Origin of the sequence: Mycobacterium sp. SMC-13, assembly GCF_045311035.1 — a bacterium.
GTDB lineage: Bacteria > Actinomycetota > Actinomycetes > Mycobacteriales > Mycobacteriaceae > Mycobacterium.
In genome coordinates, this window is record NZ_JBJIAI010000035.1 from 1 (window position 1) to 16,823 (window position 16,823).

A 16,823-nucleotide genomic window follows, 5' to 3' on the forward strand; every position below is an offset into this window, starting at 1 on the left:
TCATTTTCGAGAGACCTCGACCTCTATCCCGGCAACGACGCGCCAACCACCTCTACACCCTCATCTGTGAAGAGCCGGTTTACGGGTGACGGCACCCAGCACATGGAGTATCTGTGCGATCGAGGAGCATACGACGATCTACCCCTAGCGGACATCCTGCAAGCACTGAAATCGCATTACGGCAGTTTCATCGACCAGCCGAACAGCAGTCCCGACCTCTTCGCCTGAAAGGGCACTACACGATGCAAAGCACTATGCAAGATGTTCCCCTCACGGTCTCGGCAATCGTTCAGCATGCGGCAGCCATACACGGTGATAGCGAGGTCATCACTCAAACCGGAGCTGGTTATCGTAGGACTTCCTATCGCGAGATGCTGCCGCGAGTAGCTCAACTCGCCAACGCACTGCGCAGCCTTGGCGTCACTGCAGATCAACGCGTGGCCACCTTCCAATGGAGCAACCAGGAACATTTGGAGGCCTACTGTGCGGTTCCCTCCATGGGTGCGGTCCTGCATACCTTGAACCTTCGTTTGGCCCCAGATCAACTCGCGTACATCGCCAATCATGCGAACGACCAGATTGTGATAGTCGACGCGTCGGTCGCGCCGTTGCTGGCTGCCGTGCTCCCTGCGATGACGTCGGTGCACACCGTCATCGTCACAGGACAGGGCGACCTTGCCCCGTTGCAGGGAAGCGGAAAAACAGTTCTGTGTTACGAGGAAGTGCTTGCCGGCCAGGAAGAGTCATTTGAGTGGCCGGTTCTCGACGAGTTGTCTGCCGCGGCCATGTGTTACACCAGCGGCACCACGGGAGATCCCAAAGGCGTCGTCTATAGTCATCGTTCCACCTACCTGCACTCCCTGACCGCGTGCACAGCTAATGCGTTGTCGATCAGCGAGGCCGACCGTCTGTTGGCCATCGTTCCAATGTTTCACGCCAATGCGTGGGGGCTTGTCTATGCAGCGTTGATGTCCGGTGCGGATCTGGTGCTGCCTGACCGGTATCTCCAAGCCGAACCATTGGTATCGCTCATCGAAAACACCGGGCCGACCGTCGCTGGTGCGGTTCCGACGATCTGGAATGATGTCGACCGATATCTGGATTCGCATCCTGGGCGGGATATTTCTTCGCTACGTTTGGTCGCTTGCGGCGGATCGGCTGTTCCGATTTCGCTGATTCGTGGGTTTGAAGAAAAGTACAACGTGCCCATCGTGCAGGCATGGGGTATGACCGAAACGTCTCCGCTGGCTACCGTTGCACGTCCGAGTCGCGACGCTGACGAGACGAGACGATGGGAGATGCGGGCCAGTCAAGGTCGGCCGATCTGCGGTGTCGAAATCCGTCTGCGGGACGACGACGGTAAAGACGTGCCGTGGGACGGACAATCCGTTGGGGAGATTCAGGCGCGTGGGCCTTGGATAACCGGCTCATATTTCGGTGATTTCGACTCGGACAAATTTGACGAAGGATGGTTGCGTACCGGTGACGTCGGCCGCATCGATCCGGACGGATGCCTGACCCTGACGGACCGCTCAAAGGACGTGATCAAATCTGGCGGGGAATGGATCTCGTCGGTAGAACTGGAAAACGCGCTTATCGGTCATCCCTCAATCTACGAAGCAGCGGTCATCGGAGTTCCTGACGAAAAATGGCAGGAGAGGCCCTTGGCTCTTGTGGTAGTTCACCCAGGCTCTGAGGTGAACATTGACCAACTTCAGGTCTTTATCTCGCAGAAGGTTGCAAAGTGGTGGATTCCGGAGCGATGGTGTTTCGTTGCTGACATTCCACGTACAAGTGTTGGAAAGTATGACAAAAAAGCAATCCGTGCGAAACATGCGTCTGGACATTACAAAGTTAAGTACGTTTGATTCCCCTGAATATTTGCAGACTCGAGTTGTTGAAAGGAAATTGTGTCCACCTCAATGTCCCCATGGATGAATGCCGAATTGGTAGAGCTTCGCGACCTCGCAGCGAAGTTCTTGTCGGCCGAATTAGCGCCGCATGCGCAGCGCTTTGCCGACCAGCACCACGTCGACCGAGAACTGTGGAACCGGGCGGGTGAGCTGGGCTTGCTCTGCATGTCTATACCTGAGGAATACGGCGGAGGCGGTGGCACGTTCGCACACGAAGCGGTCGTGCTCGAAGAGCAGGCCCGCATCGGTGACAGTTCGTGGGGCGCTGGGCTGCACAGCGGAATCGTCGCGCACTACATCCTGCAGTACGCGACTGAAGAGCTGCGACGAGAATGGTTGCCTAAGATGGCATCCGGCGAACTCGTTGGAGCTATAGCAATGACTGAACCAGGTACCGGCTCGGATTTGCAAAGTGTCAAAACCAAAGCTGTACTGGCCGGAGACGAGTACGTCATCTCGGGCTCAAAGACCTTTATCACCAACGGCCAGCAAGCCGATCTGATAATTGTCGTTGCCAAAACCGACTCCAGTAAGGGCGCGGCCGGAATATCTCTCTTCGTAGTCGAAGCTGACCGGGCGGGGTTCCGGCGTGGCAAGGTTCTCGACAAGATCGGCCAACGCGGTCAGGACACCTCTGAGTTGTTCTTCGACGAAGTGAGGGTTCCGCGCTCGCATCTATTGGGCCAGACCGAGGGGCAGGGCTTCATTCAGCTCATGAACCAGTTGCCCCAAGAACGACTTATCGTGGCGGTGGGTGCAGTCGCGGCGATGGAGCTTGCCCTGGAGCAGACGCTTAACTACACGCGTGAGCGCGAGGCGTTTGGTCGGCCGGTCTTTGGCTTCCAGAACACCAAGTTCATTCTGGCTGAAGCCGCGACCGAAACGCGCATCGCAAGAGTGTTCCTCGACTACTGCATCGACCTGCACCTTGCGGGTCAACTCGACGTGCAGACCGTCGCTATGGCGAAGTGGTGGACCACGGAACGGGCTATGAAGGTCCTTGATGACTGTATGCAGCTGCACGGCGGATATGGCTACATGACTGAGTACCCCATCTCGAGATTGTGGGTGGATCAGCGCGTGCAAAAAATCTATGCCGGCACGAACGAGGTTATGAAGGAAATCATCTCTCGATCGCTGTGATCGACCGATCATTGACTTTTCTAAACAAATCTAGGAGTTCGAATGGCAACGGTGATTCTGCCCTATCGACATGAAGTTGCGGGCCATTGTGGTTCGGGTGCGCTACGTGACTTGACTGAGTGGGCGGGTATTCGTTTCGCCGGACACGTACCGGATGAAGGATTGGTTTTTGTGCTTGGCGGCGCATTGGACTTCTCCTACATCCGATCAGCGAAACTTCAACCGCCGGTCTATCTCGTTGGGCGTAGCGCCGATCTTGAAGACGAATACTTGAACCGATTGGGTGCGCAGTTTGAGACTCGCGCGACCGATGACGCTGACCTTGGATGGAAATGGGTTACCGAGCAGCTCGACGCGGGCACGCCAGTCATGGTTTGGACGGACATCGCCGAATTGCCTTATCTGCGCGCGCGGCTGAACATGAGTCGGCACGACGTCGTGGTCGTCGGATATGATGATGCCCAGGAAGTCGCTTATGTCGTAGATAATGATCGCGATACTGTCCAGGCTGTTCCGTATGCAAATTTACGGCGCGCCCGTGCTTCGACTGGATTTCCAGTCCCGACCCGCAATACGACTTACATAGTCGAGTGGCCGGAGTCGGCACCCGACCTCAGGGTAGCTGCGTGCTCGGCGTTTCTTCGTAGCGCTGAAGCCATGGAAGGCGCCTACATTGGCGCACCCATTGCGTCGCTTTCCAGTTCCGAAATGCAGGTGAGCGGACTGGCTGGAATTTCGTCTTTCGTTGAGGATTTGAACCGGTGGCCGGACCTTTTCGATGATGATTGCCTCGAAGCGGCGTTGTTTGCGCTAAGCGCCCTTATTCAAAAGGCTGGAACGGGAGGCGGCCTGTTCCGGAGCCTCCAGGCGCAGGGTTGTCAAAAAGTAGCCGAACTACTCGATTTCGAACCTGCACAAGAAGCTGCCGACGCTGCTGCGGCCGCATCCCGACTTTGGACGGGCTTGGCGTCGATCGCTTATGACCCGGAGGCCGACCCCCGCCGTAGGGCCGCAGATGCTGCTTCTCTGGCGGCGCAGCTGCCGAGTGCCGAATGGGAGTTGGCGACCGCGCTGAGGGCTGCGGGAAATTCGCTTCGTGGACGACGAATCACGAGCGGATAAGGCTGCGGCAAATATGGTCGCGCGAAGATTCCCGGAACAACCATGTGGTCAATATGTCAATAGATGGAGGAAAGCAATGTCCGTTTTTGGTGATGAGGATGAGGTCTACCGCTACTTGGGTGGAATTTTCCGGCGAGGTTTAGAAAACGCAGAGCTTGCGACAAAGCTTGCTAGGTCCGGCGTGGTATTGCGCATTCACTACACCGATCCTGATGCGATAGTAACCGTGGACATGCCAAACAAATTGATCGAGACTGGCGCCGCCAGCGCCGCTACGCCGAACGTCGAACTATTTATGACTGCCGACACTGGCAATAGGTTTTGGCTGGGCAAGGTAAATCTGACGGTGGCCATGGCTAAAGGGAATGTCAGGGCCAAAGGCCCTGTAGCCAAGTTGGTGAGACTAATACCGCAGGCCAAGAATCTCTTTCCGGAGTACCGTGCAATGCTGGAAGCGGAGAAACGCCAAGATCTTTTAAGTGCTTGATGTGGCAAGTCAATCGGCGCTGTCGTAGCTTCAACCGTATTCTTCGTTGAGATTCCCCGTGGTCGCGGTCGCATAGTAACCTCGCTTTGGGGTAGTGCTCAACGCTAAATTATGTATTTACTAAACATTGTTGCCACCGAAAGGACATATTCAACGTGAAGACACGTGCTGCGGTATTGTGGGGTCTGGGTCAGAAATGGGAAGTCGAAGAGATTGACCTCGACCCTCCGGGTGCTGGCGAGGTACTTGTACGCCTTGCGGCCACGGGACTGTGCCATTCTGATGAGCATCTCGTAACCGGTGATCTGCCAATCCCGCTGCCGGTTGTCGGTGGCCACGAAGGTGCCGGCACAGTTATTGAGTGTGGCGTGGGCGTTGATGAGTTCGCCGAAGGCGATTCCGTTATCTTGACTTTCCTGCCCTCGTGCGGTCGGTGTTCCTACTGTGCCCGCGGTATGGGGAATCTCTGCGAACTCGGAGCCGCGCTGATGATGGGGCCGCAACTCGATGGCACCTACCGGTTCCATGCTCGAGGCGAAGATGTCGGACAAATGTGCTTGCTGGGGACGTTTTCCGAGTATACCGTGGTGCCGAAATCGTCACTGGTAAAAATAGACGGTGGAATTCCCCTCGACAAGGCAGCATTGATCGGTTGCGGCGTTACGACCGGCTATGGTTCGGCTGTACGGACCGGAGAGGTGCGCGCCGGCGACACTGTTGTGGTCGTTGGTGCAGGCGGTATCGGAATGAATGCGATTCAGGGTGCGCGCATCGCTGGAGCGCTCACGATCGTGGCCGTCGATCCCGTGGAATTTAAGCGGCAGCAGGCCCGGGATTTCGGCGCGACACACACCGCAGCTTCAATGGACGAAGCGTGGTCAGTCGTTAGTGACGTCACGTTCGGCAAATTGGCCGATGTATGTATTCTCACCACGGACATCGCCGAAGTGTCCTACACGGGCGAGGCGCTCGCTTTGGTTGGAAAGCGCGGGCGCGTTGTGGTTACGGCCATCGGGCACCCTGACGACACGTCGATAACTGGATCCCTGCTTGAGATCACGCTCTACGAGAAGCAAATTCGTGGTGCGCTCTATGGTTCGTCAAACGCGCCCCACGATATTCCGCAGTTGGTCGAACTTTATGCCGCCGGGCAGCTGAAGCTTGATGAGTTGATTACCCAGGAATACTCATTGGATCAAATTAACGATGGGTACGATGACATGCGATCCGGAAGAAATATTCGTGGACTCATCCGATTTTGACATTTGACCGCACGGGATTGGGTCACGTCGTTGCCGCTACGGATTTTCATGCAGGGGCTTGGTCTCGGGCTCGGTGAAGATCGCCACGACTGGCCTGGTGAAGCCGCAGCGGGTAAATACTCACGCGCCGCGTAGCTTCGCCAGGTGCAGACGCGCATCAAACTCCGCGATCAAGAAGCCGAGTTGACTCACTGCGCAGTCAGTTACCTGTCCCGCGACGTCAACCCACAATGATGAACCCGCTACTCCTCGAGCTTTCCGATGACAGCGTTCCCGACACGGTGGCCTGCCGGGTTTTTGGATCTCCACTCAAGCGTTCTATACGAGGCGCAGAGAAACTTGTTTCGCAGCGCGATTGGGATGATGTAAATCTGATCAACGCAGGCCGTGAGATCCACGCCCACGGCCCCACCTTCGGACAATGATTTATCGCTGACGAGTTGCCCAGGTGCGGGATCAGCGCCGGCGAGAGCCGTGTCGCTCTACTGTGCTCGAAGGAGCGTATCTTGTTGTCCTCGTCAAGATTCGTGGGTTGAATCGTCGATCAGGTCCGTAAGTTCATGGCGGCCTCGTGCAGCGTCAGTTCGATGCGCAGTCCCCAAATCCATTGTGGTTGGCCAACCTCACAGAGCGCCGCACCACGAACGCCAGCTCTATCTGTGTATTCCATAAAAGAGGTTCTTTCCAAACGGATCGTGGGCTATCGATCGAAGCGCGCAAGAAGTCCACGCTCGGGTTGGCCGCACTCGATTGTTCATCGGGGCAGAGGCAGCGATTCCGCCGATCCGTTAAAGCATTGTTATGCAAACAATTACGCCGATCGCGGTGCTCAGTGCGCGGGTCGCCTGCGGAGCAACGCGCCTCGCATTGACCCAGCCTCCCGGCGATTCGACGCCACCGTGTCACGTGTTGAACAGCAAACCCGACCCCGGTTGGCGCGCCACTACGTTAAGTTCCATTTCGCCCCGGGGATTCGTACAAATCCGTCCTGAGAATTGTTGTTGGCAAGCGTCTTTCGTCGTGAGGCCGGATGTCCGTGCCACGCGCCGATAGACCCCGAGAACGCCGGGTCATAGCCGTCCGCCCCCATGCAATCACGCCGCTTTTAACCCTGTCCGTTGTGGTCGGCAGCGCGCATGCTCGTATACATGTCCCGACCAAGACACATGCACCTCGCCGGCTTCTTCTCCGCGGGAAACGTCACCCACGCTCACGGCGCCTGGCGGCACGTCGGCGCAACGAACGAGTTTCTTAGCGGGCGGTACTACAAGGAGATCGCCAGGACGCTCGAACGCGGGAAGTTCGATCTGCTGTTCCTGCCCGACGCTCTCGCGATCGAAGACAGCTACGGGCACAATCTTGAAACCGGCGTCGGACTGGGCGGCCAGGGCGCTATTGCGTTGGAGCCGACCAGCGTTGTAGCGACGATGGCCGCCGCGACCGACAAGCTCGGACTCGGGGCGACCGTATCGACCACCTACTACGCGCCGTATCACGTTGCACGAGTGTTCGCGACGCTGGACAACCTCTCCGACGGACGAGTCTCGTGGAACGTGGTCACCTCCCTCAACGACTCCGAAGCCCGCAACTTCGGTGTTGACGAACACCTCGAACACGACCAGCGGTACGACCGCGCCGACGAGTTCCTGGAGGCGGTGAAGAAGCTGTGGGCGTCCTGGTCAGACGACGCGCTGTTATTGAACAAGGCGGGCGGCCAGTTCGCGGACCCGAAGCGGGTGCGTTACGCCGACCACCGGGGCACGTGGCTGTCGGTGCGCGGTCCGCTGCAAGTGCCCAGATCCCGGCAAGGTGAGCCCGTGATTCTGCAAGCCGGTTTGTCACCGCGTGGACGTCGCTTCGCCGGCCGCTGGGCGGAGGCGGTGTTCAGCATTTCGCCCAACGTCGACGTCATGCGCGCGACGTATGCGGACATCAAGTCCAACGTCGCCGCAGCCGGACGTGACCCTGACCAGACAAAGGTCTTCACCGCGGTGATGCCCATTCTGGGCGAGACCGAGGCCATCGCCAACGATCGACTCGAATACGTGAACTCGCTGGTACACCCTGAAGTGGGGTTGTCGACGCTGTCGAGCCACAGCGGCGTCGACCTGTCCGCGTACCCGTTGGATACCAAATACTCCGATATTGTCGGCGATCTGGGCGACCGTCACGTCCCCACCATGTTGCAGATGTTCTCCGCTGTCGCCGGCGGTGCGGATCTGACGCTCGCCGAGCTCGGCCGCCGCTACGGTACGAACGTCGGGTTCGTTCCCCAGTGGGCGGGAACGGCCGAGCAGATCGCCGACCTGCTGGTCGACCACTTCGAGGCGGGCGCGGCCGACGGTTTCATCATCTCCGCCGCTCATCTTCCCGGCAGTTACGACGAGTTCGTGGACCAGGTGGTGCCACTCCTTCAGGAACGCGGGGTGTTCCGCGCCGATTACGAGGGAACGACGCTTCGGGAGCACTTGGGCCTCGATGTACCCCACGCGGAGGCGGTCGCATGACGACGGGCGTCGAGCGCGATGTTCTCGCGTACAGCAATTGCCCCGTGCCGAACGCGCTCCTGACCGCTCTGGAATCCGGTCGCCTGACACGGGAAGGCATCTCACTCGAAGTGCTCACCGGCAGCCAGGGTGATCTGCACTTCACCTACGACCACCCGCAGTACACCCGCTTCGGTGGCGAAATCCCACCGCTGGTCAGCGAGGGACTGCGGGCACCGGGCCGAACACGCCTTCTCGGTATCACCAGATTCGTTGGACGACAGGGCTTCTACGTGGCCGCGGGTAGCCAGGTAACCGATGCTGCCGGGCTTGCCGGCCGACGCGTCGGCGTCTCGTCAGCGGCGGTCCGCATCCTGCGACGGGAACTGGGTGATTACCGGCGACTCGATCCATGGAACCAGACCCTGACCGCTCTCGGCACATGGGAAGCTCGCGGCCTCCTTGCAACGCTGAGTCGCGGTGGCCTCGAACTCGGCGACGTCGAACTCGTCGCCATCGAAACACCGGGGGTCGACCTGCCGCCGGATCAACTTCACTCATCGTCGAGTATCAAGGGTGCGGACCTGTTCCCCGCCGTCGCTTCGCATCAGTCCTCCATCTTGGCGTCCGGCACGGTAGACGCACTCTTCAGCTGGTTGCCGTGGGCAGCGGAACTGGAGGATCTCAGCGGCGCACGGATCGTCTCGGACCTCAGCGACGACGACCGCAACATCTACGCCAGCGTGTGGACGGTGAGCGCGCGATTGATCGACGATCGACCGGATCTGGTGCAGCGACTGGTCGACGCGGCCGTCGACGCGGGACGGTGGGCCCGTGATCATCACGACGAGGTAGTGGCCATTCACGCCGAGAATCTCGGCGTTGCACAGTCGGCCATCGGACGGGGCTTCGGTGCGGACTTCAACAAGCATCTCGGCCCCGCACTCGACGACGAGTCGTTCACGATTCTCGAGCAAACCCAGCGGTTTCTGCTGGACCGTCAGCTCATCGATCGCGCCACCGACCTAGAACAGTGGTCCGCCCCCGACTTCCTCGCCGACAGCATCAAACGATTGACCACGATAGGAGCATGACGATGACATTAACCACCGACGCACACCACAAGGGTGCACAGGCGCTCGCCGATCCCGTCGCGGTCGCCAAGGACCTCGCCTCCACCTGGACCGACGGTCTGCTTGAACGCGACCGCGCCGGCGGCTCAGCCACCGCGGAGCGAAATGCTCTGCGGGACAGCGGACTCCTGTCCCTCGCCGTTCCGCAGGAGTTCGGTGGCTGGGGAGCGTCATGGTCGACGGTCTTCGACGTCATCCGCGAGATCGCCAAAGTGGACGGCTCCCTCGGTCACCTGTTCGGCTATCACATCGTGGACATCGCCTTCGTCGAACTACTGGGTTCGACCGAGCAGAAGGAGTCGACCTACCGCGAGGTGGCACAACACAATCGGTGGGCGGGCAACGCGTCGAGTGAGAACAACAGCCACGTCCTCGATTGGAAGGTCCGCGCGAAGCCGGTGGCGGACGGTGGGTATCGGTTCGACGGCGTCAAACACTTCAGCAGTGGTGCAAAGGGTTCCGATCTGCTCCTCGTGTTCGGTGTCGTTCAGGACGACTCGCAGCAGCAGGGGGCGATCATCACGGCGGTGATCCCCACCGATCGAGCGGGTGTCGTCGTCAACGACGACTGGGACGCGCTCGGCATGCGCCGAACCGACAGCGGCACTACCGAATTCCATGACGTCGAGGTGCGCGCCGATGAGGTGCTCGGCGGTCCGAACGCCGTGCTGAGCGCTTTCTTCCAGTTCCAGCGAGGCAGTCTCTTCGGCCCCCTGGTGCAGCTGGCCTTCGTCAACGTGTACCTCGGCATTGCGCGGGGAGCCCTCGACGCAGCCGCCGAGTACACCCGCACTCAGGCAAGGCCGTGGACACCGGCTGGCGTGACCCAAGCAGTTGAGGATCCATACGTTATCCGCACCTACGGCGAGTTCGGCATCGCATTGCAAGGCGCCGACGCCGCCGCGCGCGAGGCCGCGCGAGTTTTTGAGACGGTGTGGAACAAGGGCGATCAACTGTCGGCGGAGGATCGAGGAGAACTGATGGTTCTGGTGGCGGGCGCCAAAGCGCTGGCATCGCAAGCCGCACTTGACATCACCAGCCGGATCTTCGAGGTCATCGGAGCCAGGGGGACGCATCCGCGTTACGGCTTCGATCGCTTCTGGCGCAACATCAGGACCCACACCCTGCACGATCCGGTGGCGTACAAGATCGCCGAGGTGGGGAATCATGTGTTGAACGGCGCCCATCCGTTACCGGGATTTACATCATAGGTGCGGCCACCGCGTCGCGATGTTTGATGTTTGCCGGGCAGACAAACGTGATTCCACGCGGTTGTAGCTTGGAGACAGATGACCTCAAGGGAATCGCGTGACTCCCAAGCTAATGGGTATGACCATCCGAGTTGAGCACTGCTGCTCCGAACAACTCGCACATTTCTAAGGCGATCTCGACATCGAGCCGGTCGTCGGTTAGGGGGCGGCCCCGTCGCTGGGCTGCACGCCCTACTCGGTACTTGACCGTATTGCTGTGCAGGTGCAGCTCTTCTCCCGCTGACTTAAGGCTAGCTCCCGAACGGAGAAAGACTTTCGCTGTTTCACGGAGTTTTAGGTCGGCTACAGAGTTGCAAGCGAGGGGCCCGAGGGTATCGCGGACGAACATGCTCATCGCATCAATGTCATTGACGAGCAGAGAGCCAAGCGCAACCCCCGGATCGGCCGCGCTAATGAAGCGGTGCTCCGCACCTTCGGCCGCAATAGCGACTAGACGAGCCCGTTCCGCCTGGCGATGTGATCGCCGAAATCCGTCGATACCGGCGAGCGGTGTTCCTACGGCGACGTTGGGCACGTCCTGCTCTGACTCTATGAACCTGCGGAGGTGGGCCACCGCAGTCTCGTCGTTCACCGCAATCCAGGCCCACCCCACCAAACGGTCCACGGACAGATGCAGGGCGGACACGGCCCCCACCGCACGTGATGCACGTTTCAGGAGTCTCTTGGTCGTCTCCGGTTGTGCATCGTGTTCCTCTCGCGGGCGATCCCACCACAGGACGATCGCGGTATGCAGGGCGTCCAGTGGATACTGGATCATCTCGGACGTCGTGGCGATGTTGACGTCCATGCCTGCGAGAACGTCGCGTACTACCTGTGTGCGAGCTCCGCGACGATGCTCTTCCCACACCGTGTGCTCTTCTTGATACGTGCTCAGTAGCTGTTCGGAAACGCAGTCAATGTAGCCGAACGACACTCGCGTGATGTGTTCGTAGAGATCGAGCTTCAGTTCTGGTGACAGATTCGACCGTCTGATCTCGTCGATCACGAATCGCAGTCCTTGCTGATGACCCAGTCGATAAGCCCGCAGCAGGGAATTGGCCGGTACTCCACGCTGTGCCATCCTGCGGGCATGTTCAAGCGCCGCTGCGGGTGGTTCCACAATTGCGATCGGGATGTCGTAACGGAGGGTCGAAAACCAGGTTTCGACGTTCGCCGCGACAGTCTCGATGAGAAGATCTTCGAGTTGACCGTCCCCACTTAGCTCTGCGACCTCGGCCGCCAGAAGCCGCTGGATCAGATCCGGTAGATCGCGCAATTGCTGCCCCAGGCCACCGAGTACCTCGGCGACGTGAACGGGCATCGCCCTGTCAGAAGCGGGGTGAACCACCATGGGTCCATGATAGGCGCTACCTTTGTCTACTGGCGACAAACATTTCCTCGGCATTCATCGATAACCTACGTAGCTCTAGTTGAGCCACCGCGTTAATGTGGAAATCGCTGTTCCCGGCGGTGACCGGCGGATTTCAGTAATCGATATCGTGCGGCTCGCCTCATCGTAGGAGGACCTTTATGTCATTCATCGCAGCTTTCACTGTGTTGGCATGCGTTGCCGGCATAAGTCGGCCTGTTGTTGCCTATGTTGGCTCGCGTCCGGATGTCGGGCGAGCACTCGCTTCGATCGGTGACGACTGGTTGGCAGTCGACCATGCTCGGGACAACCCACCGTTGTAGACGGAGACTGCCCACTGATCAACGGCCGGCAATAGGCTTGTAGTCAGCTCTTGCGCAGCGTCAAGCGAGTGCGCCTTCGCCACCATCTGAGCCGTGCGCCGGGCTACTTGCAGTGCCAGGTGGTCTCTGACGTGCGTTGAATCTGAAGTCGAATTAGTGCCAGTGATGACCCGACGTGCGGTCACGGCCGAGTATGCGGCAGCTGGTGCACGGCGTTCCCGCGCCGACTCGTGTCGCTATAATTTACGGCCGCACGGTTCAGCCAATGATTTCACGCAAAGCAACGCTCTGGCTCGCCCACCTGGTGCAGCTGGCACTGACCGGTCTGGCCATGCTCATCAACTATGTCGCGCGACATCGCTTTTCGCACCCGCAGCCTACCAGCGGGTGATCGATCAACTGACATAGTCTCATTTGGTGACGTAGACCCTCGTTGCTTCGCCGACGATCGCCGCTGTTGCAAGAACTTCCGGCGGGTCGGGAAAATTGAGCATCACGGTTCGGGCACGCAGTAATGGTCTTCATCATCTAAACTCGAGCGACACCAAGAACGGCATGCCCCAAATCGGCAAGTAGAACCGAAATGCGTTCGGCGGCCATACCGGTTTCGCGGTATTGCAACGTCGACTGAATCGCTCCAATTGCGCCGTGGACTACAGCTCGTAATCCTGTCTCGTCAAGTTCGGGGCGGAGCTCACTGAGGACGTGCACCCACTCCTCGAGATATAGACGCTGTTTGCGACGTAACTGACTGCGCTGCTGCGCGGCCAGATTGTGAAATTCGCGGTAGTAGACGATGGCGAGTTCGCGTTGGTCCAAAACGAGCGCTACATGGTCCGCGACGAGGGTGGTCAGTGCCTCGGCGTCGTCACGGCTCTGTTCGACGATCGAGGAAGCACGCTGCAGTAGCGTGTCGATCACTTGCTCGAATAGCGCCGCCAGCAAGCCTGCCTTGCTTTCGAAGTGTCGGTAAATCGCCGGACCGACGACGCCGGCGGAATCGCCGATATCGGCCATCGATGCGGAATGATATCCGCGGTCCGCGATAATCTGCGCGGCTGCCGTCAGAATCCGCGCTCGACGTTCATCGCCCCTTCTGCGACCGTAGGCGACCGTCAGACTCATAGCCGACCTTCCTTTCGCGGAAAAGGGTGGTTGTCTGGACCGTGCACGACGCCTGCGGAGTCGAAGCACCGCCCGTGATGTTAGCATTGATTCACTTACTCGAGCTGAACCTCCCGACATCAGCACCGAACGTAAATTGTGCTCCGAACGACTTGGCCTGCGAGGCTTTCTCGTCTGTAAGAAGCGCGCTACGTGCAATTCGCGGACGGGCCAGCGCGAATCATCAATGTGCGTTTCAGACGTCGCTGGACCGCATGACATCGCCGTACATCTAGGCATGTCGCGCTCGAAGGTCGAGGCGTTGCTTGGCCGCTACTGGATGGCTCCAGACCAGAACACCAGGTTTGGTGGTGCGCCGAACCACACCATATCGCTGTGAGCACTCCGAGCCCGGGACCTGGTGCGTCTCGATGATCAAAAAGCCGGGCCGCCATGTCAGCGCAACCACAGCGGCGTGGAATACGCCAACGTCAATCACGCGGTCGATGAGCACTCGCGGGTGACGTATAAGGAGACCGGGACTGCCCCCGGATTGGACGACTCCTCACCAGTGAGGAGTCGTCCTTGCTGAGCTGATCAACCCCCGTTCCGAGACGTTTGGCGGTTCAAGCTGAACCGGCGAGCAGTTCGGCGCGGTCGGTGGGAAGACGTTTGGTGATGGCCTGTTTAGCAAGCATGAAATCGCGTGGTCGATTGACGCAGTCGGCGGCGATGAGTTCGCCATCGCGGAAGTAAAAGCAACTGAATTCTCTATGGTGCGATGGTTCGCCGCTGAGTACGACTTCGTCGTATCCGGTGTTCAGACCGGCGATCTGGAGTTTGAGGTCGTACTGGTCGGACCAGAACCACGGTAGCGCAGCGATGGCGCTGCGCTTCCCGCAGATGGTCGCCGCGGCGATCTTGGCCTGCTCGCCGGCGCTCGGCACCGATTCCAGCCGAATGCGTGAACCGTATCGGGCCATCACGTGGCTGGTGCAGTCGCCGGCGGCCACGATGTCCGGATCGCTGGTGCGGGCCTGGTCATCGATCGCGATGCCGTTGTCGACGGATAATCCTGCGGCTGAAGCGAGTTCGGTGTTGGGTACCACGCCGATACCGACGATCACCACATCGGCAGGAAGTAATGCGCCGTCCGCCAGCACTACCTCTCGCACGTTGCCGTTGCCGGTGAAGGCTTCGACGAGGGCCTGAGTTCTGATGTCCACGCCCGCGTCGCGGTGGATCCGCGTGAAGAACGCGGACACTTCCGGCGCGGTGACCCGTTCAAGTACACGATCCGTCGCCTCCAGGACAGTGACCTGCATGCCCAGCGAACACAACGAGGCCGCTGTCTCCAACCCGATGTAGCCGCCCCCCACGATTACGACCCGATGGCCGGGTACAGCAGCTGCTCGGATCGATTCGACGTCAGCCGCGGTGCGCAGGTAGTGAATCCCGCGAAGGTCCGCCCCCGGAATCGGCAGTTGCCTAGCCCTCGCGCCGACACACAACGCGAGCTTGGTATAGCTCACCGTGTCACCGGTATCCAATAACACGCGCCCCGCGGCCCGGTCGATCGAATCCACGGTCGAGTGCACAAGCTTAATGTCCTGCTTGGGGTAGAAATCGGCACTGCGGATCAGGAGTTCGTCGAGGTTGCTCTTACCGGCCAGGTAGGTCTTCGACAACGGCGGACGGTGATATGGCAGTTTCCCCTCATCCCCGATCAGGACGATCTCGCCTGCCCAACCGTCACGCCGGAGATTGCCCGCCAGCTGCGCGCCGGCGTGGCTGGCTCCGACGATCACCGCCCGTTCGGGCGTCATGCACTCTCTTTGGGGGTGAGGCGGACCATCAACTTGCTGATGCCCCGAATGAAATTCGATTGCACGTACTCAGGCTTGCCGATGACCTCGATGTTCTCGAAGCGTGGGAGCAGTTCCTCCCACAGGATCCGCAGCTGAAGCTCGGCGAGCCGGTTGCCCATGCACCGGTGCACGCCGAACCCGAAGGCGATGTGATTGCGGGCGTTGCTTCGATCGATGATCAACTCGTCGGGCCGCTCGAAGACACGCTCATCCCGATTGCCCGAGGCGTACCACATCACCAGCTTGTCGCCCTTGCGGATGAACTGCCCGTTCAGCATGGTGTCCTTCTTCGCGACGCGCCGCATGTACGCCAAGGGGGTCTGCCACCGGATGATCTCGGGAACCATTCCGGGGATCAGGTCGGGATTCGCCTTCAGTTTCTCGAACTGGTCGGGGAACTCGTTGAGGGCCAGCACCCCGCCACTCATCGAGTTACGCGTGGTGTCATTGCCCCCGATGATCAGCAGCAGCAGGTTGCCCAGAAACTCCATCGGGCGGTCGATGAGATCTTTCGTTTCGTCGTTGCTCTGCAGCATCGTGATCAGATCGAATCCGGGCTCTTCCCCGCGGGCCGTTCGAGCTGCCTTGTCGCGCCAGAGCGCACCGAGCCCCTGCGCCATATCAACCATGCCGCGGAAAATCTCGTCGTTGTCGGACGGACCACCGTTGGCCTGCTCCATGGAGCCGGCCAGATCCGACCACTCCACCAGCTTGCGGCGCCGCTCGTACGGGAAGTCCAACAGCGTCGCCAGCATGCGTGCGGTCAGCTCGACAGAGACGTTCTGTACCCACTCGAACGGCTCGTTCACCGGCAGGTCGTCCAACACCTCCCGAACGCGTGAGCGGATCAACCCCTCCATCTCACGCAGGTTCTTCGGCGCCACAACTCCCTGAACGGTGGCGCGCTGGCGGTCGTGGCGCGGCGGGTCCATCGCGATGAACATCGCGACGTCCATGAAGCGGGGCGGAGTGCCAATGATGATGAACGGTTCCGCCGAGAACACCTCGTGGTTCTTGTCCACGGCGATGATGTCCTCATGCCGGGTCACCGACCAAAACGGACCGAACGGACTCTTCGCCTGGTAATGCACCGGAGCCTCGTTGCGCACCCGCTCGAAGTAGGACTGCCAGCGACCCTGACGGTAGAGGAACGGGTTGCTGAGATCGATATCAGCCAAGTCGACGTCCTCGACCGGCGGGATGGGGGTCTCGGTGAACAACTTCTGGCCGTTCGTCCCGGTGATCAACCGGCGCATCTTGTCGTAGCCGTGAGCGCCCCTCAGTTGCATCTTCACGGGCAGCGTGGACTGTACTTTCGCGGTGACTGCTGAGGAAATACTCATCTTTTACTCCCCTCTCGTGG

General features: G+C 59.7%; 12 protein-coding genes and 1 pseudogene. 9 read left to right on the top strand and 4 right to left on the bottom strand.

Annotated features, from left to right (window positions below; genetic code table 11):
- From ACJH6I_RS29130 to ACJH6I_RS29170, 9 genes and pseudogenes are all read left to right on the top strand, one after another.
- Nucleotides 1-228, top strand: a pseudogene (locus ACJH6I_RS29130) (hypothetical protein); the annotation flags it as partial.
- Between the two features lie 26 nt (nt 229-254).
- Entirely contained in the window at nt 255-1,868 is a 1,614-nt protein-coding gene (locus ACJH6I_RS29135; RefSeq protein WP_293021526.1) for a fatty acid--CoA ligase, read from the top strand.
- Nucleotides 1,869-1,934: 66 nt separating this feature from the next.
- Nucleotides 1,935-3,056, top strand: a complete 1,122-nt coding sequence (locus ACJH6I_RS29140) for an acyl-CoA dehydrogenase family protein (RefSeq protein WP_226519100.1) — start codon at nt 1,935-1,937, stop codon at nt 3,054-3,056.
- A gap of 42 nt (nt 3,057-3,098) precedes the next feature.
- Nucleotides 3,099-4,178, top strand: a complete 1,080-nt coding sequence (locus ACJH6I_RS29145) for a BtrH N-terminal domain-containing protein (RefSeq protein WP_226519099.1) — start codon at nt 3,099-3,101, stop codon at nt 4,176-4,178.
- A gap of 76 nt (nt 4,179-4,254) precedes the next feature.
- Nucleotides 4,255-4,665: an SCP2 sterol-binding domain-containing protein gene (locus tag ACJH6I_RS29150; protein ID WP_226522214.1), complete on the top strand. Its 411-nt coding sequence runs from the start codon at nt 4,255-4,257 to the stop codon at nt 4,663-4,665.
- Nucleotides 4,666-4,820: 155 nt separating this feature from the next.
- The gene (locus ACJH6I_RS29155) at nt 4,821-5,927 is read left to right on the top strand and encodes an NDMA-dependent alcohol dehydrogenase (RefSeq protein WP_226519098.1); all 1,107 of its coding nucleotides are present in this window, start codon (nt 4,821-4,823) and stop codon (nt 5,925-5,927) included.
- 1,148 nt (nt 5,928-7,075) lie between these two features.
- Complete coding sequence (locus ACJH6I_RS29160) at nt 7,076-8,434, top strand: LLM class flavin-dependent oxidoreductase (protein WP_226519097.1); 1,359 nt, start codon at nt 7,076-7,078, stop codon at nt 8,432-8,434.
- Nucleotides 8,431-9,507 carry a 2'-hydroxybiphenyl-2-sulfinate desulfinase gene (locus tag ACJH6I_RS29165; protein WP_226519096.1) on the top strand — a complete coding sequence of 359 codons (1,077 nt, stop codon included), beginning with the start codon at nt 8,431-8,433 and terminating at the stop codon, nt 9,505-9,507. Before ACJH6I_RS29160 ends, ACJH6I_RS29165 begins: the two co-directional genes overlap by 4 nt.
- Complete coding sequence (locus tag ACJH6I_RS29170; protein ID WP_293021514.1) at nt 9,504-10,757, top strand: acyl-CoA dehydrogenase family protein; 1,254 nt, start codon at nt 9,504-9,506, stop codon at nt 10,755-10,757. Before ACJH6I_RS29165 ends, ACJH6I_RS29170 begins: the two co-directional genes overlap by 4 nt.
- A 109-nt stretch (nt 10,758-10,866) precedes the next feature.
- Here ACJH6I_RS29170 and ACJH6I_RS29175 read toward each other — a convergent pair whose 3' ends face one another.
- The 4 genes from ACJH6I_RS29175 to ACJH6I_RS29190 all read right to left on the bottom strand — a co-directional run bounded on the left by ACJH6I_RS29175 (nt 10,867) and on the right by ACJH6I_RS29190 (nt 16,803).
- Complete coding sequence (locus ACJH6I_RS29175) at nt 10,867-12,147, bottom strand: CdaR family transcriptional regulator (protein WP_293021516.1); 1,281 nt, start codon at nt 12,145-12,147, stop codon at nt 10,867-10,869.
- Between the two features lie 869 nt (nt 12,148-13,016).
- Nucleotides 13,017-13,613 (bottom strand): TetR/AcrR family transcriptional regulator, encoded by a 597-nt coding sequence (locus ACJH6I_RS29180; protein ID WP_293021518.1) that lies wholly within the window; start codon nt 13,611-13,613, stop codon nt 13,017-13,019.
- 605 nt (nt 13,614-14,218) lie between these two features.
- Nucleotides 14,219-15,418, bottom strand: coding sequence for an NAD(P)/FAD-dependent oxidoreductase (locus tag ACJH6I_RS29185; RefSeq protein WP_406785041.1), 1,200 nt, complete (start codon nt 15,416-15,418; stop codon nt 14,219-14,221).
- Nucleotides 15,415-16,803 carry a cytochrome P450 gene (locus tag ACJH6I_RS29190; RefSeq protein ID WP_293024127.1) on the bottom strand — a complete coding sequence of 463 codons (1,389 nt, stop codon included), beginning with the start codon at nt 16,801-16,803 and terminating at the stop codon, nt 15,415-15,417. Before ACJH6I_RS29190 ends, ACJH6I_RS29185 begins: the two co-directional genes overlap by 4 nt.
- Nucleotides 16,804-16,823: the final 20 nt, after the last annotated feature.